The organism is Leifsonia sp. RCC_180 (assembly GCF_058138205.1).
In genome coordinates this window covers 2,826,726-2,847,531 of sequence record NZ_CP200340.1, presented here as the reverse complement: position 1 = coordinate 2,847,531, position 20,806 = coordinate 2,826,726, and the positions used below count along the sequence as shown (strand labels likewise).

General features: G+C 70.0%; 18 protein-coding genes. 9 read left to right on the top strand and 9 right to left on the bottom strand.

Annotated features, from left to right (window positions below; all coding sequences use genetic code 11):
* Position 1 precedes the first annotated feature (1 nt).
* Entirely contained in the window at positions 2–2,491 is a 2,490-nt protein-coding gene (locus tag AB7E03_RS14035; RefSeq protein ID WP_489941977.1) for a bifunctional lysylphosphatidylglycerol flippase/synthetase MprF, read from the top strand.
* A 22-nt stretch (positions 2,492–2,513) separates the two neighbouring features.
* Positions 2,514–3,587: an NAD-dependent epimerase/dehydratase family protein gene (locus AB7E03_RS14030; RefSeq protein WP_489941976.1), complete on the top strand. Its 1,074-nt coding sequence runs from the start codon at positions 2,514–2,516 to the stop codon at positions 3,585–3,587.
* Here the strand turns inward: AB7E03_RS14030 and AB7E03_RS14025 are convergent.
* Positions 3,551–4,642: a PrsW family glutamic-type intramembrane protease gene (locus tag AB7E03_RS14025; RefSeq protein ID WP_489941975.1), complete on the bottom strand. Its 1,092-nt coding sequence runs from the start codon at positions 4,640–4,642 to the stop codon at positions 3,551–3,553. The two genes, AB7E03_RS14030 and AB7E03_RS14025, sit on opposite strands and share 37 nt — an antisense overlap.
* 121 nt (positions 4,643–4,763) lie before the next feature.
* Between AB7E03_RS14025 and AB7E03_RS14020 the strand changes: the two genes are divergently transcribed.
* From AB7E03_RS14020 to AB7E03_RS14010, 3 genes are all read left to right on the top strand, one after another.
* Entirely contained in the window at positions 4,764–5,165 is a 402-nt protein-coding gene (locus AB7E03_RS14020; protein ID WP_489941974.1) for a hypothetical protein, read from the top strand.
* A gap of 16 nt (positions 5,166–5,181) precedes the next feature.
* Entirely contained in the window at positions 5,182–7,173 is a 1,992-nt protein-coding gene (locus AB7E03_RS14015) for a M13 family metallopeptidase (protein WP_489941973.1), read from the top strand.
* 157 nt (positions 7,174–7,330) lie between these two features.
* A complete protein-coding gene (locus tag AB7E03_RS14010; RefSeq protein WP_489941972.1) occupies positions 7,331–8,239 on the top strand; it encodes a serine hydrolase in 909 nt (302 codons plus the stop codon).
* Positions 8,240–8,257: 18 nt separating this feature from the next.
* Here AB7E03_RS14010 and AB7E03_RS14005 read toward each other — a convergent pair whose 3' ends face one another.
* The 5 genes from AB7E03_RS14005 to AB7E03_RS13985 form a co-directional block, all read right to left on the bottom strand.
* Complete coding sequence (locus AB7E03_RS14005; RefSeq protein ID WP_489941971.1) at positions 8,258–8,731, bottom strand: GbsR/MarR family transcriptional regulator; 474 nt, start codon at positions 8,729–8,731, stop codon at positions 8,258–8,260.
* A 14-nt stretch (positions 8,732–8,745) separates the two neighbouring features.
* Positions 8,746–10,440: an ABC transporter permease gene (locus tag AB7E03_RS14000; protein ID WP_489941970.1), complete on the bottom strand. Its 1,695-nt coding sequence runs from the start codon at positions 10,438–10,440 to the stop codon at positions 8,746–8,748.
* A complete protein-coding gene (locus tag AB7E03_RS13995; protein WP_489941969.1) occupies positions 10,437–11,372 on the bottom strand; it encodes an ABC transporter ATP-binding protein in 936 nt (311 codons plus the stop codon). Before AB7E03_RS13995 ends, AB7E03_RS14000 begins: the two co-directional genes overlap by 4 nt.
* A gap of 63 nt (positions 11,373–11,435) precedes the next feature.
* A complete protein-coding gene (locus tag AB7E03_RS13990; protein WP_489941968.1) occupies positions 11,436–12,299 on the bottom strand; it encodes a hypothetical protein in 864 nt (287 codons plus the stop codon).
* 115 nt (positions 12,300–12,414) lie between these two features.
* Positions 12,415–13,032: a hypothetical protein gene (locus AB7E03_RS13985; protein ID WP_489941967.1), complete on the bottom strand. Its 618-nt coding sequence runs from the start codon at positions 13,030–13,032 to the stop codon at positions 12,415–12,417.
* A gap of 293 nt (positions 13,033–13,325) precedes the next feature.
* Between AB7E03_RS13985 and AB7E03_RS13980 the strand changes: the two genes are divergently transcribed.
* From AB7E03_RS13980 to AB7E03_RS13970, 3 genes are all read left to right on the top strand, one after another.
* Positions 13,326–14,216 (top strand): hypothetical protein, encoded by an 891-nt coding sequence (locus AB7E03_RS13980; protein ID WP_489941966.1) that lies wholly within the window; start codon positions 13,326–13,328, stop codon positions 14,214–14,216.
* A complete protein-coding gene (locus AB7E03_RS13975) occupies positions 14,213–14,452 on the top strand; it encodes a hypothetical protein (RefSeq protein WP_489941965.1) in 240 nt (79 codons plus the stop codon). Before AB7E03_RS13980 ends, AB7E03_RS13975 begins: the two co-directional genes overlap by 4 nt.
* 274 nt (positions 14,453–14,726) lie before the next feature.
* Positions 14,727–16,067: an MATE family efflux transporter gene (locus tag AB7E03_RS13970; protein WP_489941964.1), complete on the top strand. Its 1,341-nt coding sequence runs from the start codon at positions 14,727–14,729 to the stop codon at positions 16,065–16,067.
* Positions 16,068–16,070: 3 nt separating this feature from the next.
* Here the strand turns inward: AB7E03_RS13970 and AB7E03_RS13965 are convergent, their stop codons facing one another.
* Entirely contained in the window at positions 16,071–17,282 is a 1,212-nt protein-coding gene (locus AB7E03_RS13965; protein ID WP_489941963.1) for an amidohydrolase, read from the bottom strand.
* A gap of 52 nt (positions 17,283–17,334) precedes the next feature.
* Positions 17,335–18,405 carry a LacI family DNA-binding transcriptional regulator gene (locus tag AB7E03_RS13960; protein WP_489941962.1) on the bottom strand — a complete coding sequence of 357 codons (1,071 nt, stop codon included), beginning with the start codon at positions 18,403–18,405 and terminating at the stop codon, positions 17,335–17,337.
* 69 nt (positions 18,406–18,474) lie between these two features.
* Here AB7E03_RS13960 and AB7E03_RS13955 point away from each other — a divergent pair, with 69 nt between their 5' ends.
* Positions 18,475–19,740, top strand: coding sequence for an MFS transporter (locus AB7E03_RS13955; RefSeq protein WP_489941961.1), 1,266 nt, complete (start codon positions 18,475–18,477; stop codon positions 19,738–19,740).
* A 12-nt stretch (positions 19,741–19,752) separates the two neighbouring features.
* Here AB7E03_RS13955 and AB7E03_RS13950 read toward each other — a convergent pair whose 3' ends face one another.
* Entirely contained in the window at positions 19,753–20,799 is a 1,047-nt protein-coding gene (locus tag AB7E03_RS13950) for a lactonase family protein (protein ID WP_489941960.1), read from the bottom strand.
* Positions 20,800–20,806 lie beyond the last annotated feature (7 nt).

The following is a 20,806-nucleotide window of genomic DNA, read 5'->3' as shown; positions in this document are numbered from 1 at the left end:
CATGACCACTGCAGACACCGGCCGGACGCTCGCACGGTTCGCCCGCGTCGCGCCGGCGAGCATCGCGCTCGCCGTCGTGTTCCTCGTCACCTCGATTGCGACCGGGACGCTGTGGAACGCTCCCGCGAGCGGCTCGGTGTGGGCGGCGGGCGTGACGACGACCATCCACGCCGGCCGCTGGTGGACGCCGCTCACCGCCCTCTTCGTGCCCGAGGATGCGGTGCAACTGGTCGTCGTCGTGGTTCTCGCGCTGACCGCGATGGCGGGGGCGGAACGACTGCTCGGCACGGCGCGCACGGTGCTCGCCTTTCTGGTCACCGGAGTAGCCGCGGTTGCACTCGGGGTGCTCCTGCAGTGGGCCGCTGTCGGCCTCGGAGAGGTCTGGGCGACCGCCACGGAGTTCGACGTCACGCTGGATCCGACCATCGGGATCGTCGGAACGCTCGTGACCGCAAGCGCCTTCGCGAGCACCCTCTGGCGTCGCCGAATCCGGCTGCTCACCTTCGCCGTGGTGCTCGTCTTCGTCTTGTACAACGGCGACCAGAACAATGTCTATCGCCTCATCGCGGCGCTGCTGGGCCTCGCTCTCGGCGTGATCCTCCGCCGGACGCCGCTCCGCCGGCTTCATCGCAGCTCGCACGGCGAGACGCGCAACCTCGTCGCCGGCGTCGTCGCCATCACCGCGTTCGGCCCGCTGCTGGCGCTGCTTCCGCCCGGCGGCTTCGGGCCGCTGTCGTTCGTCGCGATGCTGTTCGAGCGTCCGAGCGTGGATGTCGCCGCCGTCATGGCACGCTGCGACGTCTCGTACACCAGCAACTGCCGCATGCAACTGATGATGGTGTCGGTGCAGGGGCCGGGACCGCTGCTGCTGTCGGTGCTGCCGCTCGCCCTCCTGCTCCTCGCTGCCATCGGGCTGCGGCGCGGCCGCCGCTTCGCGCTGTTCCTCGGGATCGTGGTCAACGCCGCGATGCTCGTGCTGCCGTTCACAGCGCTCGGGGGCGACATCGACCTGGAGGTGCAGAGCGTGGAGGCGCTCGCGCCCGCCATCGAACTGCTGCTGTGGCTGTTCGCCGCGATGCTGGTGCCGATCGCCTCCATCGCGCTGCTGATCGCGACCCGGAGGCAGTTCCAGATCCGTTCGCCTCGCGCGGCCATCGCCCGGTTCGCGATCATCGTCGTGTGCTCGTTCGCGCTGCTGGCGCTCGCCTACCTGGTGGCGGCGCTCGCCTCGCTCACCGAATTCGTGCCGGATGCGACCGTTGGCGACATCTTCGCCTCCACGCTTCGCCGGTTCGTTCCCGCCGGTTTCCTGTCGGTGCTCGGAACGCCCATCGTCCCGACGAGCCCCCTCGTGACCGTCCTGTACCAGTGGGTGGGGCCCGTCTTCTGGGCCGTTTTCGTGTTCGCCGTCCTGCAGCTCTATCGGGCGACGTTCACCGGGCGGACGGTCGCCGACGAGGAGCACTTCCGCGCGCTGTTGCGTGAGGGCGGCGGCGGCACCCTCGGGTTCATGGGCACCTGGCCCGGCAACGTGTACTGGTTCAGCGCGGACGGGGAGTCCGCCATCGCCTACCGGGTCATCGGCGGCATTGCGATCACGCTCTCGGATCCGGTCTGCCGGCCGGAGCGCGCGGAGCGTACGGTCGCCGAGTTCGTGCAGTTCTGCGACGCGAACAGCTGGGTGCCGGTGTTCTACAGCATCCACGACGCGTTCCTGCCCGTCTTCGCTGCGCTGGGCTGGCCGACCATCGCCGTCGGCGAGGAGACGCTGATGCATCCCCAGTCGTTCGACATGGTCGGGAAGCCCTGGCAGAAGGTGCGGCAGGCCCACAATCGCGGGATCAAAGAGCGGATCTCGACCCTCTGGACGACCTGGGACGACCTGTCGCCGCTCATCCAGACGCAGATCATCGCGCTCAGCGAGCAGTGGGTCTCCGAAAAGGAGCTGCCGGAGATGGGCTTCACGCTGGGCGGGATCGACGAGCTCAAGGATCCCGACGTCCGGCTCTACCTCGCGTTCGACCCGGACGGCGGCCTGCAGGCCGTCACGAGCTGGCTTCCCAGCTGGCGCGACGGCACGGTCGTCGGCTACACGATCGACTTCATGCGCCGCGCGGACGGGTCGATCCCGGGAATCATGGAGTTCATCATCGCCTCCGCCGCCCAGCACATGCGCGACGACGGAGTCGAGGTGCTGAGCCTCTCCGGTGCCCCGCTGGCGACGAAGCCGGGGGCGGACGACGGGGATGCCGACGAGCCCAGCACCATGGATCGGCTGCTCGGCTTCCTCGCCCGCACCCTGGAGCCGGCGTACGGTTTCGCCTCGCTGTTCTCGTTCAAGAGCAAGTTCAATCCGACGTACGAGACGATCCACATGGCGTACCCGGACCCCGTCGCGCTGCCCGCGATCGCGAACGCGCTCGGCAAGGCGTACCTGCCCGACGCGAACGCCCGCGAGTACGTCGCCCTCGCCAGGACCCTGATCCGATAGCGGGCCGGGGTACGGTGACCGCATGACCGACACGACGCGCACCGACACGACGCGCACCGCCATGATCATCGGCGGCACGGGGCAGATCGGTTCCGCCGTCGCGCGCCGGCTGGTGCTCGACGGCTGGTCGGTCCTCCTGGCCCACCGTGGTGAGCACCCCGGCGACGCTTCCCTGGCCGAGCTGGATGTGACGAGCATCCGTCTGGACCGCGACGACACCGACGCGCTGCTCGACCGCGCCCGCGGGCACGACCTCGTGCTCGACACGGTCGCCTACGAGCCGCGGCACGGCGAGCAGTTGGCGCAGCTGGCCGGTGAGGTCGGCTCGCTGGTGGTCATCTCCACTGGGTCGGTCTACGTCGGCACCGAGGGCGGCTACCTTGATATGGTGACGGGCCCCGATGACTTCCCCTCCTACCCCGTGCCGCTGCGGGAGACCGATCCGACCGTCGACAACGGCGAGCGCACGTACTCGCCGCTGAAGGCAGCGCTGGAGCGGCAGCTGCTCGGCGTGGAGGACCTGCCGGTCAGCATCCTCCGGCCCGGCGCCATCCAGGGCCCGTTCAGTCCGGCGCTGCGGGAGTGGTACTTCATCAAGAGGGCGCTCGACGGCCGCCGTCAGGTCGTGCTGTCCGACGGAGGGACCAACCGCTTCAGCACCTCGTCGACCGTGAACATCTCCGAACTGGTGGCCCTCTGCGCCGCCCACCCCGGCAAACGGGTGCTCAACGCCGTCGACCACGACGATCTGAGCGTCGGCGAGATCGCGCAGACGGTGTTCGCCGCCCTGGACCATGACGTCGAAATCGTCACCTTTCCCGGTCCGCCGGTGGACGGCGTCGGCGGCACGCCGTGGACGGTCGCGCATCCACTGCTGCTAAGCATGGCGGCCGCGACCGTCGAGCTCGGCTACCGGCAACCCGTGAGCTACGCCGAGGCGGTCGCCTCGACCATCGACTGGGCCGTGCGCGAGGTCCGCGCGGCCGAGCGACGGCAGGAGGGCTGGGAGGCGGTCTTCCCGTCCCTGGCCGAGCGCGCCCGCTCCGACCGGTGGTTCGACTACGGCGCCGAGGATGCGTTCCTGGCCTCGCTCTGACCGGATGCCGACCGGATGCGCCGGGCGATGAACAGCCACGTCACCCCGCTCGCAACCACGAACAGCAGGTCGAAGAGGAGCAGCAGCCCGCCTCGCGCAGCCGGAGGCCAGGGCAGGACCTGACCGAGCCAGATGGCACCATCGAAGGCGCCGTGCGCGGCCGCTACGCCCAGGTAGGCGAGCACGACCCCGAAGGTCAGCCGGAATCGTCCCGACCGGGCCGCGCCGAAGACTGCCGCGCCGAGAAGCGCCGAGAAGACGGGATGCAGGAACGGGCCGGTGAGCCCCCGCCCGATCATCGTCGTCACGAACAGACCGAACCCCGCGTCCGTCTCCTGACCGCGCGCGAAGGCCTCCTGGAGGTAGCTGAGGTTCTCGATGACGCTGAAGCCGAGGCCGACCGCGCCTCCGACGAACAGGCCGATCCGGGCATCCTTCACCGGCAGCTTGAGCGCCAGCAGCACGATCGCGCCGATCTTCGCCAGCTCCTCGACGACGCCGGCCAGAACCAGCGCGAGTCCGCTCGGGTGCGACGTGGTGCCCCCGCCGAGAAGGTCGATCAGCGTGTTCAGCGGTGCGGCGACCAGTGTCGACGCCAGGCCGCCCACCCCTGCGATGATGACGAGCCGGGATGCGGTCAGCCCGTCCTCCGGCCGCAACCGGTACGACATCGTGTAGAGGATCGCTACCGCGATGGTGGCCGCGCCCGTCACCAGGAGGTACGGGGACAGTACGGCGGGGCCGTCGTCCGCGGCGTTCGGGGCCAGTGCTCGGAACAGGAAGCTGAAGCCGAACAGCCAGAGCCAGATGAACGCACTGCTGCCGACGATGATCCAGGCGCCGAAGCGCCCGATCCACTTCCGCGGAGGCCTCGGACGCTTCTCGGGCTGGGCCGGCTGCACGGCGTGCAGCGGGTAGACGTACTGCGTCCAGTCGGCGCCGCTCCACCACCGCAGGAAGCGCTGGTCGTACGGGTCGCCGTACCAGCCGGCGGGCGGAAGGCCCGCGAGGGGTGCGTCGCCAGGGGGCTGGCTGTCGGCTGGTGCGATGGTCACGGGCCCAGCTTAAGAACTCCCGGCCGGCCTCCGCTCGACCCCATCCGGGCGGCACGGCGAGCCTTCGCCGACGGCGGGCGAGGCCCTGACAGGCTGGATGCTGAACTCCAAGGGGACCACCATGCGATACACCACTTCCGGCCAGAAAGCGGTCGTGATCGCGGTCCTCCTCGCTGTCAGCGTCATCCTCGCCCTGCTGTTCAACGCCCTCCACTCGGAGGTCGGCTCCATCATCCTGACAGTCCTGCAGGTGCTCGGCTGGTACCTGGTCAGCCGGCTCTTCCGTGGCCCCGGCGAACCGGTTCACGCGGCACGGCCCTGGTGGCGGATGACGAACCGGCCGCTCCTGAGCGGGGTGCTCGCCGCAGCATACGGCCTCGTCGCCGTGGTGAACATCGGCTTCTCGTTCGCCGGTTTCGGCAGCGTGTCCGGCACGGTGTCGATCCTCGCCGAGCTCGCCTTCGCCGCGCTCTTCGCGCTCTCCTACCTGCGCCTCGCGTCGCTGGCCCGCGCGACGGCCTGACCCGTAGGCTGGGCGCATGACGCTCGACTCCGGCATCCACTCCTCCGGCATCAACACCGAAGAACTCGACCCGACGACCCGCCCGCAGGACGATCTCTTCCGGCACGTGAACGGCAAGTGGCTGGATCGCACCGAGATCCCGGCCGACAAGGCGCGCTGGGGCTCGTTCATGATCCTGGCCGAGGAGGCCGAGGCCGCCGTCCACGACATCGTCGAGCAGGCGCAGAACGCGGCGGAGGGCACGGAGGAGCGGAAGTTCGGCGACCTCTTCACGAGCTTCATGGATGAGGAGCGCATCGACGCGCTCGGCGTGGAGGCGATCCGCGACGAGCTGACGTTCGCATCCGGCGTCGACAGCATCCCGAGCCTCCTCGAGACGGTCGGCAAGCTGGAGAGGCGCGGCCTCGGCGGCTTCTACCAGCTGTTCGTCGACAACGACCCGGGCGACCCGGAGCGTTACCTCGTCTTCCTCGAGCAGTCGGGCATCTCGCTGCCGGACGAGTCGTACTTCCGCGAGGAAGGGTTCGCCCCGGTGCGCGAGGCGTACGTCGACCACATCCAGCGGATGTTCGAGCTGGCCGGCTTCGACGACGCGCCGGCCCGCGCCCAGCGCGTGTTCGATCTGGAGACCGAGATCGCGTCCAAGCACTGGGACAACGTCGCCTCCCGCGACTCCGAGAAGACCTACAACCTCTACGACTGGGCCGACGCGAAGGCCGTGTTCGACGGAGGCGCCACCTCAGGCCAGGCGCCCGATCTCGACGTCTGGGCCGACGCCCTCGGCGCACCGGACGGCACGCTGACCGAGGTCGTCCTGCGGCAGCCCTCCTTCACCGCCGGGCTCGCCGGGCTCCTCACCGAGGACCGCCTCGAGTCGTGGCGCGACTGGCTGACCTGGCAGGTCATCCACGGCGCCGCTCCGTACCTCTCGGGGGACTTCGTGGAGGCCAACTTCGACTTTTACGGCCGCACGCTCACCGGCACTCCGCAGATGCGCGTCCGCTGGAAGCGCGGCGTCTCCCTGGTGGAGGGCGCCATGGGCGAGGCTGTCGGCCGCATCTACGTCGAGAAGCACTTCCCGCCTGCGGCCAAGCAGCAGATGGACGAGCTGGTCGCGAACCTCATCGAGGCGTACCGGCAGAGCATCGCGAAGCTGGACTGGATGGGCGAGGAGACCCGCAAGCGCGCGCTCGACAAGCTCGAGAAGTTCACCCCCAAGATCGGCTTCCCGGTGAAGTGGCGCGACTACTCGAGCCTCGAGATCGACCCGACGGACCTGATCGGCAACGTGCGCGCGGCCGCCCTCTTCGAATTCCGCCGCGAACTCGGCAAGATCGGCTCGCCCATCGACCGCGACGAGTGGTTCATGACGCCGCAGACGATCAACGCGTACTACAACCCCGGATTCAACGAGATCGTGTTCCCCGCGGCCATCCTGCAGTTCCCGTTCTTCGATCCCGAGCGGGATGCTGCGGCCAACTACGGCGCGATCGGCGCCGTGATCGGGCACGAGATCGGGCACGGCTTCGACGACCAGGGCTCCAAGTTCGACGGCGACGGCCGCCTGGAGGACTGGTGGACCGAGGCGGACCGCGCTGCGTTCGAGAAGCGCACGGCGAACCTGATCGAGCAGTACAACGCGCTCGCGCCCGCCCAGGTGCCCGACCACCACGTCAACGGCGCCCTCACCATCGGTGAGAACATCGGCGACCTCGGCGGCCTCGGCATCGCCTGGAAGGCGTACCTGCTATCGCTGAACGGCGGGGAGCCGCCGGTCGTGGATGGGCTCAGCGGCGCCGAGCGCTTCTTCCTCTCGTGGGCGCAGGCCTGGCAGCAGAAGGGACGCGACGAGGAGGTCATCCGCCTGCTGGCCATCGATCCCCACGCACCGAACGAGTTCCGCTGCAACCAGATCGTCCGCAACATCGACGCGTTCTACGAGACGTTCGGTGTCGCGGAGGGCGACGAGCTATGGCTGGCACCGTCGGAGCGCGTCACGATCTGGTGAGCCGCACACGGGCGAATCCGGCCCGCCGTGACCCCCGAACACGGGGTAACATCGACCCTGTCGTCCTCGCGGGCACCCCTGCGTGATCGACCGCGGGGCCGGTGACGGCCGCCGCAGTTCCGGTACACCGCACTCGGAAGAAAGACTCAGCGACACAGTGACGATCCAGGCTCAAGAGTCCGCCCGACGGGCCAGGCAGGCGAGTACACGCCGGGCACGGCACCGCGCTCCTGGGTCGAATGAGTCGTTCAGCCGCGGCTTCGACGCGCTCGGCCGGCTCGCCGTGTCGGGGGTTCAGGTCTCGGCGCGAGCGACCGACCTCGCGACCGGCACGGTGCTGTTCTCGGTCGACGACCACATCGTGATGCCGACCGCCAGCATCGGCAAAGTGCTCCTGCTGGTCGAGGTGGCCGCACGCCTGCAGTCCGGTGAGCTCAGCCCGCTCGCGCACCTCGACCGCGACCCGCGCGACATCGCCGGCGACTCCGGGATCTGGCAGCACCTGCACGTCCCCTCCCTGCCCGTCGCCGACCTCGCCGCCCTCGTCGGCGCGACCAGCGACAACCTGGCGACGAACGTACTGCTTCGCCGGGTGGGCCTGGAGGCGGTCAGCGCACGCACCGAATCCCTCGGACTCACCCGCACAGCGCTCCTCGACCTGGTGCGCGACCATCGCGGACCCGACGACGCACCGCAGTTATCCGTCGGCAGCGCCAACGAGCTCACCTGGCTGTTCTCCGCCCTCGCTCGCGGCGAGATCGTCAACCCGGCCACCAGCCAGCGCGTCATCTCCTGGCTGTCGCTCAACAGCGACTTCTCGCTCGTGTCGAGCGCCTTCGGCCTCGACCCGCACTCGCACCGCCACCCGGAGCACGGCATCCTGCTGGTCAACAAGACCGGCACCGACTCGGGCGTCCGCAGTGAGGTCGGCGTGCTCCGCGGGCCGCGGGCCGGGGTCACCTACGCTGTGTCCACCTACTTCGACGACACGAGCCTGCCCGAGCGTCTCGGTGTCATCGAGGGAATGCGCGCGGTCGGACTGGACCTGCTCGAGTACATCTTCTGACGGTAAGAGCGTCGGTCGTCAGCGTTCGCGCGAGGCGCGCACCAGCTCCCATTCGGCGATCATCTCCGGCAAGCGGCTCTGGATGAAACGGTAGAAGCCTGCCATGTCGCGCAGGCGCTCGGTCGCCGGCGAAGCGGGGTCGCCGACCGCCGCGAGCCCGGCCTCCGCCTGGTCGGCGAGCACGCCGTAGATCGGGCTGTTGCGCACCATCAGGGAATACCAGTCGCTCGGCAGTTCGTACCGGTCACGCCGGCTCCCCGTCTGTGAGAGGCGGCGGATGATGCCGAGGGTCTGCAGATAGCGCACGGCTCCCGAGATGGCCGCGGGACTGACCTCGAGGCGTTCGGCCAGTTCCGCCGCCGTCAGGCCGGCCGACTCCGTCACCGTGAGGGCCATCAGCACCCGCGCCGGCATCTTGGGGAAGCCCGCGGCCGTGAGCACCGCAGCGGAATGCTCCATCACCTCGGCGAGCGCCGTCTCGTCTGCGGCCATGGGCATCGTCCCGTCTATCCGATCGCGAAATCCCGGCGGCGGATCAGCACCGCTGCCCCGAGGAGGGCTACGGCGGTGATGCCGAGCATCCAGTATCCCCCGGTCCAGTCGACGTGACCGACCACGACGGGGGCGTCGGCGAACGGCGACAGGTGCCGCACGCCGTCCGGGAGCCGGATCAGGCCGCCGAAGATGCCCACGAAGGCACCGAGCCCGAGCGCCGCCCAGCCGACGGGGATGGTCGCACTCGGCGCAACCACGAACAGCAGCGTGAGCACGCCCAGGTACACCAGCGCGACGGGCAGCTGAGCCGCTGCGGCGGCGAAGGAGGAGCCGATGGTCGAGGGGTCCTCCCCCGCGGCCACAGCCGACAGTCCCGAGGCGATGGCCGCCGCCAGCAGCACCGCGACGACGGCCACGACGCCCACAGCCACGAACGAGAACAGCCAGCGGACACGGGCCAGCGGGGTGGCCATCATGAGCTCCGCCGTCCCGGCCGCCTCCTCCTGACGCAGCCGGATGACGGCCTGAACGGCGCACGCCGCCGCGAGCACGCCGACGATGGAGAAGATCGCCGAGATGAAGAGCTGCGTCAGCGGACCGGAGCCGCCCGCACCGATGCGAGCGATCGACTGCCGGATGCCGGCGAGACTCGAATCGTTAGCCAGCGTGCCGTTCACGACGCTCGCCAGCGCCCCCGCGAGCAGGCCGCCCAGGGCTCCGCCGATCGTCCAGCCCAGGACCGTCGGCCACTGCAGGCGCCAGGCGAGCCCGAACGGACCGGCGAGGGATGCGCGCGCGGAGGGACGCCCGGAGCGCTCCGGGATGACGCCGGCGCCGGAATCGCGGACCGCCTGCAGCGCGAATACCGCGGCGATGAGCACGGCGGCGAAGCCGACCTGGAGCAGCAGGGGCCGCCAGTCGTCGGCCGTGTACGGCGCGAACTGCTCGCCCCAGCCGATCGGGCTCAGCCAGCTCGGCCACGCCGCGCGCAGGTGGGTGCCGTCGCCGAAGGGTGTTCCCGTCGCGTCGCCGATGCCGCGGACGACGTACGCGAGCACGACGACCGCCGAGGCGAAGCCGTTGGCGGCGCGCGACGTGCTGAACAGCTGCGCGAACAACAGGCCGACGGCGAAGAATGCGAGGCCGGCTCCGCCCGTCGCCGCACCGGCGACGAACGAGCCGTAGAGCGGCAGCCCCGCGGAGGCGAAGCCCAGTGCGGTGAGGACCGCCAGCGCCACGTTCGCGAGCGTCGCGTGGATGACCGTCGCCGCCGTCGGGAGCAGTCGGCCGGCCGGAGACGAGGCGATCAGCTCCGCGCGTCCCGACTCCTCCTCGGCGCGCGAGTGCCGGACTGCGAGGAACGTGTTCATGAGCCCGGCGAGCAGCGCGAGGAAGGTGAAGATCTCGAAGAAGGTGACGGCCGCGAGACTCGTCCCCTGCGGCAGGCCCCGGAGCACCAGGATGGTCGGGTCCGCGATCGCCAGCCGCATCAGTTGTGCGCGGGCGGCCGCGCTGCCGTAGGTCTGGTCGATGCTCTCTGCGGAGAACACCGCGAGGAGTGGGATGCACACCAGCCAGATCAGAAGCTGCCAACGGTCGCGCCGGAGACGCTGCCGGAGCAGCGCGCGAAGGATCACGCCCGGGTGCGCGTTCGGGACGGCCTCACGGGAGGGGGACGGCTCCACCCGTGTCGTCGTCGTGCTCATCGCGCCACCTCGGCCGGGTCCGCCGCGGCGACGTCGTCGCCGTAGTGCCGAAGGAACAACTCCTCGAGCGAGGGCGGCGCGACGGTCAGACCCCGCACGTGAAGTCGTGACAGCACCGCGAGCAGTGGTGGCAGCGCGTCGCTATCCGCGGTGAAGCGCACCCGCCCGTTCTGCACGTGGAGATCGTGGGCGCCGAGCAACTGCGAGTACGCGTCATCCCCGAAGCCGTCGGCGCTGAAGGCGACCTCGGTGCGCGTCAGGTGCCGGAGTTCGTCCAGCGTCCCGGTTTCGACCGTCCGGCCGGCGCGGATGATGCTGACGCGGTCGCACAGCTGCTCCACCTCGGACAGGATGTGGCTCGACAGCAGCACCGTCGCCCCCTCGGCGGCGACGCGCTGGACCTCGGCGTCGAAGACGGCCTCCATCAGCGGGTCGAGGCCGCTCGTGGGTTCGTCGAGGATGTACAGGTCGGCCGGGGTGGCGAACGCGGCGACGAGCGCGACCTTCTGCCTGTTCCCCTTCGAGTACGCTCGGCCCTTCTTGGTCGGGTCGAGTTGGAAGACGTCCAGCAGGCGCTTCTTGCGAGCGGCGTACGCGGCGCGATCGGCAGTGCCGCCGCGCAGGCGCGCGAGGAGGTCGATCGCCTCGCCACCGGAGAGGTTCGGCCAGAGGCTGACGTCGCCGGGAACGTAGGCGAGGCGCCTGTGGAGGTCGACAGCGTCCTTCCACGGGTCGCTGCCGAAGACCGCGGCGCGGCCACCGTCCGCTCGGGCGAGGCCCAGTAGCACCCGGATGGTCGTCGACTTCCCTGCGCCGTTCGGGCCGAGGAAACCGTGGACCTCTGCTTGCCTCACCGTGAGGTCGAGCCCGTCGAGAGCACGCACGCGGCCGAATCTCTTCTCGAGACCCGCGACATCGATCACTGCATCCATGAGCGGGATGCTACGCCGGTTTCAGTAATTTGTGAAAGTTGTGTTTTTCTGGCGCGTCTCGGTTCAGGTCTGCGTGCAGCTGACCGAGTCGACCCCGGCGTAGTCGTAGTCGGAGGCGTCGTCCGGGACGACGAGCTCGTACGACTGACCCGCCGGAAGATCGACGACCGTGCTCCACACGTCCATGGTGCCGCCGTCGGTGGTGTCGGCGAAGCCCACGGTGACCAGGGCGCCGACGCACGCCTTGTCGGACGTGAGCTCGAAGGTCCAGCCGTCGACGTAGTGCACGTGGACCCCGTCGACGTCGTAGTCGTCGACGGTGCCGCCATCGCTGCCCTCCGACGGACGGTCCGAAGGCTGGTCGGACGGATCGTCGGACGGATCGTCGAAGGGTGCAGCGCTCGAGCTGCTCTCGCCTGCGGCGAGCCGGCTTGTGCTGTGTGCGATCGACACGATCGAGATGACTGCGATAAGCAGCACCACGAGCGCGACGGCGACACTGCCGAGGGTGATGCCGACGATCGCCCCGGTCGACAGGCCGCGGCGGGGAGGCGCCGGCGGATACCACGGTCCCGAGCTCGGCCCTCCCGGTGCAGCGCCTGCGGGTGGATACGGCTGCTGCTGCGCGTAACCGGGGGGTGGGACCGTCGGCGGGGCGTAGGGCTGCGGCGGCACCTGCATGGGCGGCTGCGGCTGTGCTTGGTCCAGCGCAGGCGGTTGCGGCTGCGGCACCTGCTGCCCGACCGGCGCGCCCGGCGCCTGCCACGCGGACGCCGCGAGCAGCGCATCCCGAGCCGCCGTCAGGGCGTCCCGTCGCTGGTCGTCTGCGCCAGGCTCGGCGAGCCGCGCGTCGTACGCATGCTGCACCTCGTCGCGCGTCGCCGACGGCGACACCCCCAGCAGTTCTGCCGCCTCATTCGGACTCACGGCCCGCCCCCTGTCTTCGCCCGACCCGCCGGATCCCGGACGTTGTCTGGCTCGATCGTAGTGGCCCACTGGCCCACCACACGTTTCAGGCCAGCGCTACCGGGACCCCGCCGTGTCAGACGAGCACTTCGCCGAGCCCGCGCGCACGCGAAGCGTCGCGGCGGCCGGGCCTCTCGGCGGTGGCGATCTCGCCGAGCTCCCGGATGACGCGGTTGTAGTAGGCCGCGGCGAAGCCCGTGCGGTAGACGGCCGGCTGGAGGTCGGCCTCGTTGCGCAAGCGGATCTCGGCCTGGGATGCCTCGAGAGGCGCGATGATCTTGACCCCGGCGCGATACCGGATGAGCCGGTGAACCCACTGGTCCAGCGGCTCCGGCAGCCCCTTCGGGACCCGATCGTGCTCCGACGCGAGCGATACCCGACCGCGCGCCCCGCCTCCCGGCAGCGGCGAACCGCCGTCGGTGGCCTCGCGCTCGGCCCGGCGCCGGTCGGCGGCCATGACCGACAGGAGGTCGTCGTGGCGGTTCGCTTGGCGCGACAGCACCTCGAGCTCGTCCAGCGCCGTCGCGTACTCCTCGTCGTAACCCGCGTACTCGGTGGGATGCGCGGCACGATCGTTCACCAGATCGGCGCGAGCGGTGGCCGCCTGCGCCCGCGTGAGCACCGTGCGGCCGTTGCGCACGCGCTCGAGCCGCCACGTCCACGTCGCGAGGGGCTCGGGCATCAGCTTGCTCATGCCTCCACCGTACGTTCGCCCACCGACATCGCGGGGAGGTGCTCCGCGCGTCGATCCGTAGGCCGGTCGCGGCTCACCCAGCGAGTTGAAATGACTTGCGCGCGATTCCGTCACGATCCGAAAGCATCGGCGTCTATTTCAATCAAGGGATGTCGTCCCTTCGGATCGATGACTTAGATCTCCCTGCATCCGCGCAGATTGAGGGCACCTGTCGTCGCTGTGATGAGCGAAAGATCGGGACTCAGCTGATGAGATACGAAAGACGACTAGCAATAGGGGCTGCTGTCACGTCCATGGCGGTATTTGGGGCGATCGGGGCCACTCCTGGATACGCCGACACTGCGATCGGTGATCCGTTTGCCGCGTTGACCACTGCCGCTCCCTCCATTGTGGGTGATGCCGCCGATGTACCCACCAAGGCGTCGGGAGTCAACGCCGTGGATGCGACGATCGCTGGAACCAAGGTGATCGTCCCCGTTGATCCAGGCCTAGGAATTTCGCTCGGCAACGGGTCGAAGTCCCTCTCTATCGGGTTGCCCTTCGCGGCGAAGGCGAAGGATGCGAAGAAGGAGAAACTTGGTGTCGTCTCCTACGACAACGGCAATGCTTCGACCACTGTGCCGGTCGTTGAAAAGGACGGCAATATCCAGATCAACACCGTCATTGCTAATGCGTCCGCGCCTAGTCGGTACGGGTACCGCCTGACGATTCCGCGCGGGGGCCACCTGGTCCCATCCGTAACCGGGGGCTTTTTCGTTCTCGACGGAAAGAGCGACACTGTCGCATTGGTCGCCCCACCATGGGCGAAGGATGCCAACGGTGTTGCTGTTCAGAGTCATTTCGAGCTAAAAGGAACAACAATTACCCAGGTTGTGGAATTCACGACTGCGACCGCATTCCCTGTCGTTGCCGACCCCGAATTCGCCTGGTACGGGATTCTTCCGTCGGTGAAGCTGAATCGAAACGAGACCAAAACGGCGACGACCTTGACAGGGATGGCGACCGCCTGCGGCTGGGTGGGACGCTTCACCTCGTTGATAGGAGCGGGCGTATGCGGACTGAACGCCGCCTCGATCATCGTCAACACTCAGCGGATCTACTTCACTGAAAAGCGGTGCGCTCAGCTTCTCGTTGGGCCGGGTGCGATAGGAACCATCGGCTACTCCGGGGGCAACTGCAAATGAGCCTCCGCGACTTCTTTCGGCGAGACGTGCAACGCGCGGTCAACGCGACGCCTGTGCGACGGATGCTCTCGTTCGGCTCGATGCTCGTCATCATTGCGCTGGCCATTGCGTTCGGAGCGGTAGCCCCGTGGTGGATCTGGCCTCCACTGGTGGTCGCTGAAGCGCTCGTCTTCCTGCTCCTCGGGAACCATTGGGCCGATAAGGATGCGATTGAGAGGACCAACCGCGACGAATGAGGTCGGCTGGGCGGTAGGTCCCAGCGCTGCTGCTCGGGACTACCGCCGGAAGCTGCTGAGAATGACGTCGGCGGCGGCGACGACGACTTCGGCGATTCGTGAGGCTAAGTACCGCAGCCTCCAGCAGCCGAGCGGTCTCGGTGGCATCTGCGATCTCCTGCAACCTGAATGTCGTCGAATCGGCGCAAGCGGCCGCGTCCCTTACTTACTTGACGTCGACGCCCGGATTCTGTGACGCACGGAAGGCCGACGTCGGCGGCCCGGGCTAGCGTGGATGGTCGTGAGCACCATCCTGAACCGCCCGGTCGATCGCGAGATCCTGCGGCTCGCCGTCCCCGCGCTCGGCGCGCTCGTGGCCGAGCCGATCTTCCTGCTCGCCGACTCGGCGATGGTCGGTCACTTGGGGGTGGAGCCGCTCGCCGGGCTGGGGATCGCGAGCGCGGTGCTGCAGACCATCGTCGGGCTGATGGTGTTCCTCGCGTACAGCACGACGCCGGCGGTCGCCCGGCGCCTCGGGGCGGGCGACGAGCGGGGTGCCGTCGCCGCGGGCGTGGACGGCTGTTGGCTGGCCCTGGTTCTCGGCATCGTGCTGGCGGCTGCGGGATGGGCGGCCTCGCCGTTCCTGGTCGGCCTGTTCGGTGCGTCCCCCGGGGTGACAGAGCAGGCCGCGCAGTACCTGTCGCTGTCGATGCTCGGACTCCCGGCGATGCTCCTCGTCTTCGCCGCGACCGGACTCCTGCGAGGCCTTCAGGACACGCGAACCCCTCTGGCGGTGGCGGTCGCCGGGTTCGCCGTGAACATCGTGCTCAACTACCTCTTCATCTACGTGGCGCACCTGGGCATCGCAGGGTCGGCGATCGGCACGGTCGCCGCCCAGTGGGGGATGGTGCTGGTGTACGCCGTCATCGTGGCCCGGCATGCCCGTCGGGTGGGCGCGTCGCTGCTCCCCCACCACGCCGGGATCGGACGCTCGGCCCGTTCCGGCGGCTGGCTGCTGCTGCGCACGGCCAGCCTGCGTGCGGCCATGCTGCTCGCCGTGTTCGCCGCGACACGGCTTGGGCCGGACGAACTCGCGGCCTTCCAGGTCACGATGACGGTGTTCGCGACGCTCGCCTTCGCCCTCGACGCCCTGGCGATCGCCGCGCAGGCGCTGATCGGCAAGGGCCTCGGTTCGGGAGACGTTGAGAAGGTCCGCGCCGTGCTGCGCCGGTGCGTCCAGTGGGGAATCGGCGCCGGGGTCGTGCTCGGGCTCGCGACCGTCGCACTCAGCCCGGTCGCCGCCGGGGTCTTCACCAACGACCCGTCCGTCGCCGCCCTGCTTCCGCTGCCCCTGGCGATCATCGGCGTCGGCGCCCCCTTGGGCGGTTACGTCTTCGTCCTCGATGGCGTGCTGATCGGCGCCGGCGACGCCCGGTACCTCGCCCTCACGGGCCTGGTCAACGTGGCCGTGTTCGTCCCGCTCGCTCTGGCCGTGGTCGCCTGGGGCGGCCACGACCTCGGCGGACTCGCCGCGCTGACCGCCGCGTTCGCATTCGGCTATCTGGGCGCACGGGCGGTCACGCTCGGCCTGCGCGCCCGCGGCCGGACGTGGATGCGCGCCGGAGCGACCCTCTGATCGTTACGCCAGCCACTCCCGGGCAGCGATAACGAGCGCCCGCACACCGGTGTCGATCGTCGGCTGCGGAAGCGGGGCGAAGAACGGCGAGTGGTTCGTCGGGATGTCGGTGTCGACCGTTCCCGCCGCCACCGCGCGGCGCACAGCCTCCGGGTCGGCTCCCCCGAGCATCCAATAGACCAGCGGCGCGCCCGCGGCGGTCGCCAGGTTACCGACGTCTTCGCTGCCCGACAGTGCGCCCGGATCGAACACGTTGTCGGCGCCGAATTCGGCCGCGAACGCAGCGTTCACGCGCTCGGCGGCCTCCGGCTCGTTGACCGTGACCGGATAGCGCTCGCCCCATTCGCGGTCGGGCGCCTGGGGCGCCCCCGAGGCCTGAGACTCCGCCTCGATCACGCGGTCCACACCCTCGAGCACGCGCTGGCGGACCTCCTCGTTGAAGCTCCGCACGCTGATGCCGAGGGTCGCCTCGGCCGCGATGATGTTGTTCTTCGTGCCCGCGTGCAGGGTGCCGACCGTGACGACGGCCGTGTCGTGCGGCGCGATCTCGCGCGAGACGACGGTCTGCAGGCGCATGACGGTCGCCGCGGCCATAATGACCGGGTCGACCGTGGTGTGCGGCTGCGAACCGTGACCGCCGCGCCCGTGGAGCGTCACCTCCATCGTGTCGACCGCAGCCATGGCGGGGCCGGGATGCGCGCCAACCATTCCTGCCGGAAGAGGCAGCACGTGCTGGCCGAGCACCACATCCGGAACCGGCACCTTCTCGTACAGGTCGTCGTCGACCATGACCTGAGCGCCGCCACCATGCTCCTCCGCCGGCTGGAAGAGGGCGACCAGGGTGCCCGACCAGTCGCTCCGGGAGGCGGCCAGCGCCTCCACCGCGCCGAGGAGGCAGGTGATGTGGATGTCGTGGCCGCACGCGTGCATCAGCGGAATGGCGTTGCCGGCTTCGTCCGTCACCGTCTGGGTGGATGCCCACGGCAGGCCGGTCTGCTCACGGACGGGCAGCGCATCCATGTCGGCTCGCAGAAGCACGGTCGGACCGTCGCCGTTGCGGAGGACGCCGACCACACCGGTGGTGGCGATGCCGGTGTGCACCTCGTCGACGCCCAGCTCCGTCAGCCGCTCGGCGACGATGCCGGCGGTGCGGTGCTCGGTGAAGGCGAGCTCGGGGTGGGCGTGCAGGTCGCGGTACAGCGCTTCGAGATCCATGCCGCCAGCCTACGACCGACGGCCCGGCAGCCAGCGGCCGACGGACCGGCGGCTAGCCGACCCGGGGCGCCGCAGTGGTGTTGCCCTGGTGGAAGACGCTCGTGAAGGTGGCGGGATGCGGCTCGCCGCCCTCCAGCATCTCGACGACTGCGCGCCCAGCGGCGCGCCCCTTGTCGACGGCGGGCTGCACGAGCGTCGTCAGGTCGTACGGCCAGAGGCCGTCGACGCGCACGCCGTCGAAGCCGACCACGCTCACATCCCACGGCACTTCGAGCCCCAGTTCCTCTGCGGCGCGGATGACACCGGCCGCGAGCAGGTCGCTCTGCGCGATGACCGCGGTCGGCCGGGTTCTGGCATCTTCGAGCAGCGCGCGCCCGGCGATCCGGCCCTCCTCGACGAAGGATCCGCGGGTGACCCAGCCGGACGCCTCGGGGAAGACGTCGCGGGCGCCGGCGAGCCGGTCGAGCGCGGTCGTCGAGCTGCCCGCGGCGAGGCGCTCGGCAGTCAGCGGACCCCGGGCGCGGTCCCGGGTCAGCGACAGCGTCACGACCGCGACGTCGCGGTGCCCGAGGTCGTAGAGGTGCTGCGCGGCGATCCTGGTCGCCTCGCGGTTGTCCTGGCCGATGGTCGGGACGCCGTCGGCGGGGTCGCCTTCGATGGCGACGAGCGGGATGCCGCGCTGGCGCAGCATGGCGACCGACTCGTCGAGCCGGGGGCTGCAGCCGATCAGCACCACGGCATCCATCGGGGCGTCTTCGATGCGCTGGGCCGCCTCCCCCGCGTCGGTCAGGATCAGGAGGCCCGCGTCGATCGCGCCGATCTCCTCAGTGATGCCGTCGAGCAGGGCGATCTTGATGGGGTCGCGGAAGGCGTCGCGCACGCGCTCCTCCATCACCACGCCGACGATGCCCGAGCGTCCGCGGCGCAACGAGCGCGCCCGGGGGTCGGGGCCGGCGTAGTTGAGCTGCTTGGCGGCGTCGAGCACCCGTTCGCGCGTGGCCTCGGAGACAGGGCCCGTGCCGGAGAAGGCGAGGGACGCCGTAGAGTTCGATACACCGGCCAGGCGGGCGACCGCGGCGAGGGTGGGCCGGGTGGCTGTCGGGGCTGGGCTGGCTTCGTTCACGTGTGATAGCTTAGTCGAATCGTTTCGATCGAAACGATTCGAGCCGACGAAACCCCAGGAATCGCCCCGATGTCACAGCCGACCCCGACCACCCAGCGCTCCCGCCGGGAGCTCACCGCCTGGCGCAACGCCGTCTTCGTGATCTTCATCCTCTCGGGCCTGGCCCTCGCCACCTGGGTGGCCCGCATCCCGGGCATCCGCGACGACCTCGGCCTTGGCAAGGACCCGTCGGCGGTCGGTCTCCTCATCCTCGGGATGTCGGTCGGCGCCATCCTCGGCCTCACTGTCTCCTCCCCCATCCTTGTGCGCTTCGGGCCCCACCGCGGAATGGTAGGCGGGCTCGTCATCGTGTCGGTCGGCGTCCTGTTCATCGGGTTCGGCGCGACGGTGTTCCACTCGATCCCCTCTGTGGCGATCGGCCTCATCCTGCTCGGCTTCGGCAACGGCATGGTCGACGTCATGATGAACGTCGAGGCGACGGCGGTGGAGCGCGAGGTCGGCAAGACGCTGCTCCCGCTCATGCACGCCTGCTTCAGCCTGGGAACCGTGCTCGGCGCGGGCATCGGCGCGGCGGCCGCGGCGCTCGGCATCGCGGTGGTCTGGCACCTGCTCGGCATCGCCGTGATCGTCGTGGTTGTCGCCGTGATCGCGGTCCGCTACATCCCGCGCGAGGCCGACCTCGGCGACGAGGCGGCGGCGAAGCCGCGCATCCCGTTCCGTGAGCGGATGCGCGAGTCCCTCCGCGTCTGGGCCGATTGGCGCCTCATCCTGATCGGCGTCGTCATGCTCGGGATGGCGTTCGGCGAGGGTTCCGCGAACGACTGGATCTCGCTCGCCGTGGTCGATGGCCACGGACAGGCGAACTCGGTCGGTGCGCTCGTCTTCGGGTTCTTCGTCGTCGCGATGACGGTCGGCCGGGTCGTCGGCGGGCCGGTCGTCGACCGGATCGGGCGGGTGAACGCCATCCGCATCACCGCGGGTATGGGCGCTGTCGGACTGGTGCTGTTCATCGTCGGCGGACCGATGTGGCTCGTCGTGGTGGGCACGGTGCTGTGGGGCTTCGGCGTCTCGCTCGGCTTCCCGCTCGGGATGTCGGCGGCGGCCGACGGTGCCGCGAACCCCGCTGCGCGCGTCTCCGCGGTCGCGATCATCGGCTACTGCGCGTTCCTCGCCGGACCGCCCCTGATCGGGTTCCTCGGCCAGCACTTCGGACTGCTCAACGCGCTGTTCCTCGTGCTCGCGCTGCTGGTGGCGGCGTTCCTCGCGGCGCCCGCGGTGCGTCCCGTTACGGAGCCGGTCGGCGAGCGGCGTGAGAACGCGCCCGACCCGGCCTGACGCGCGAGAAGATCAAACCAAGCGCAGGGATACCGGGGTCGGGATGGGCGACGAACCGAGCGGGCGCAGCGTGCGGGCAGCATCGTCGAAGGCGAACACCGTGACCTCGTCGCTGTCCTGACACGCCGCGAGCACGCGGTCGCCGCCGGGCGCGATGACGAGGTCGCGGGGCGTCTTCCCGCCCACCGGGACGGATGCCACCAGCGACAGCCGCGACGTCTCTGCATCGAACGCGAGCACACCGACCGTGTCGTCCCCGCGGTTGCTGACCAGCACGGTCCCGCCCGAGGCGCTGACGCACACGGCGGCCGGGGCGTTGTCGCCCCTCGCGCCGTCCGCACGGGTCGTGGTGCTCTGGGTGCGCACGAACCGGTCGCCCTCGCGGCGCAGCACATCCACACTGGAGTCGAGCTCGTTCACGAGCACCGCGTGCCGCCCGTCCGGATGAAACACGAGGTGGCGAGGGCCGGCGCTGCCGACCACAACGGTCGCCTCCGGCCGCAGGGTCAGACCGCCGGCCTCCGAGAGGGCATACCAGCGCACCTCCCCGAGCCCGAGGTCGACCACGACGACGTCGCCCGTCACCGGGTCGACGCTCAGCTGGTGGACGTGCGGCGCGTCCTGCCGCTCCGGCTCCGGCCCGTGGCCTTCGTGCTGCGCGAACGCCGTCCGCTCGCCGAGAGAGCCGTCGGCGTTCAGGGCGAACACCGAGACCGTCCCGCCGCCGTAGGTCCCGGCGAGGAGCAGCGGACGGGAGGGGTGCACGACCAGGTGCGCAGGCGACGGACCGCCGCTGGAGACCGAGCCGAGTTCCGTCAGCGCCCCGTCGGAGCCTCGCGAGAAAGCGAGGACCCGACCGTCCGGCTCCGTCTCGCTCACCGCGTACACCGCGGTGCCGTCGGGCGAGGCGGTGACCCAGGACGGATTCTCCACCCGGGCCGCGACCGTCGCATCCGTCACCGCAGTGCCGTCGAACCGGGCGGACAGCACCCCCTCGGCATGGCCGTCGACGTGCGGGAGGCGCTCGGTGTACGTGCCGATGAGGAGCTCGCGGGTCATGCGCCCA

Bases quoted from the DNA above. Each gene is read 5' to 3' on its own strand.
- AB7E03_RS13980 (WP_489941966.1), top strand. From the start codon at position 13,326: ATGGCGGTATTTGGGGCGATCGGGGCCACTCCTGGATACGCCGACACT.
- AB7E03_RS14035 (WP_489941977.1), top strand. From the start codon at position 2: ATGACCACTGCAGACACCGGCCGGACGCTCGCACGGTTCGCCCGCGTC.
- AB7E03_RS14000 (WP_489941970.1), bottom strand. From the start codon at position 10,440: ATGAGCACGACGACGACACGGGTGGAGCCGTCCCCCTCCCGTGAGGCC.
- AB7E03_RS13965 (WP_489941963.1), bottom strand. From the start codon at position 17,282: ATGGATCTCGAAGCGCTGTACCGCGACCTGCACGCCCACCCCGAGCTC.
- AB7E03_RS14030 (WP_489941976.1), top strand. From the start codon at position 2,514: ATGACCGACACGACGCGCACCGACACGACGCGCACCGCCATGATCATC.
- AB7E03_RS13970 (WP_489941964.1), top strand. From the start codon at position 14,727: ATGGTCGTGAGCACCATCCTGAACCGCCCGGTCGATCGCGAGATCCTG.
- AB7E03_RS13950 (WP_489941960.1), bottom strand. From the start codon at position 20,799: ATGACCCGCGAGCTCCTCATCGGCACGTACACCGAGCGCCTCCCGCAC.
- AB7E03_RS13975 (WP_489941965.1), top strand. From the start codon at position 14,213: ATGAGCCTCCGCGACTTCTTTCGGCGAGACGTGCAACGCGCGGTCAAC.
- AB7E03_RS13995 (WP_489941969.1), bottom strand. From the start codon at position 11,372: ATGGATGCAGTGATCGATGTCGCGGGTCTCGAGAAGAGATTCGGCCGC.
- AB7E03_RS14015 (WP_489941973.1), top strand. From the start codon at position 5,182: ATGACGCTCGACTCCGGCATCCACTCCTCCGGCATCAACACCGAAGAA.
- AB7E03_RS13955 (WP_489941961.1), top strand. From the start codon at position 18,475: ATGTCACAGCCGACCCCGACCACCCAGCGCTCCCGCCGGGAGCTCACC.
- AB7E03_RS14020 (WP_489941974.1), top strand. From the start codon at position 4,764: ATGCGATACACCACTTCCGGCCAGAAAGCGGTCGTGATCGCGGTCCTC.
- AB7E03_RS13985 (WP_489941967.1), bottom strand. From the start codon at position 13,032: ATGAGCAAGCTGATGCCCGAGCCCCTCGCGACGTGGACGTGGCGGCTC.
- AB7E03_RS14005 (WP_489941971.1), bottom strand. From the start codon at position 8,731: ATGGCCGCAGACGAGACGGCGCTCGCCGAGGTGATGGAGCATTCCGCT.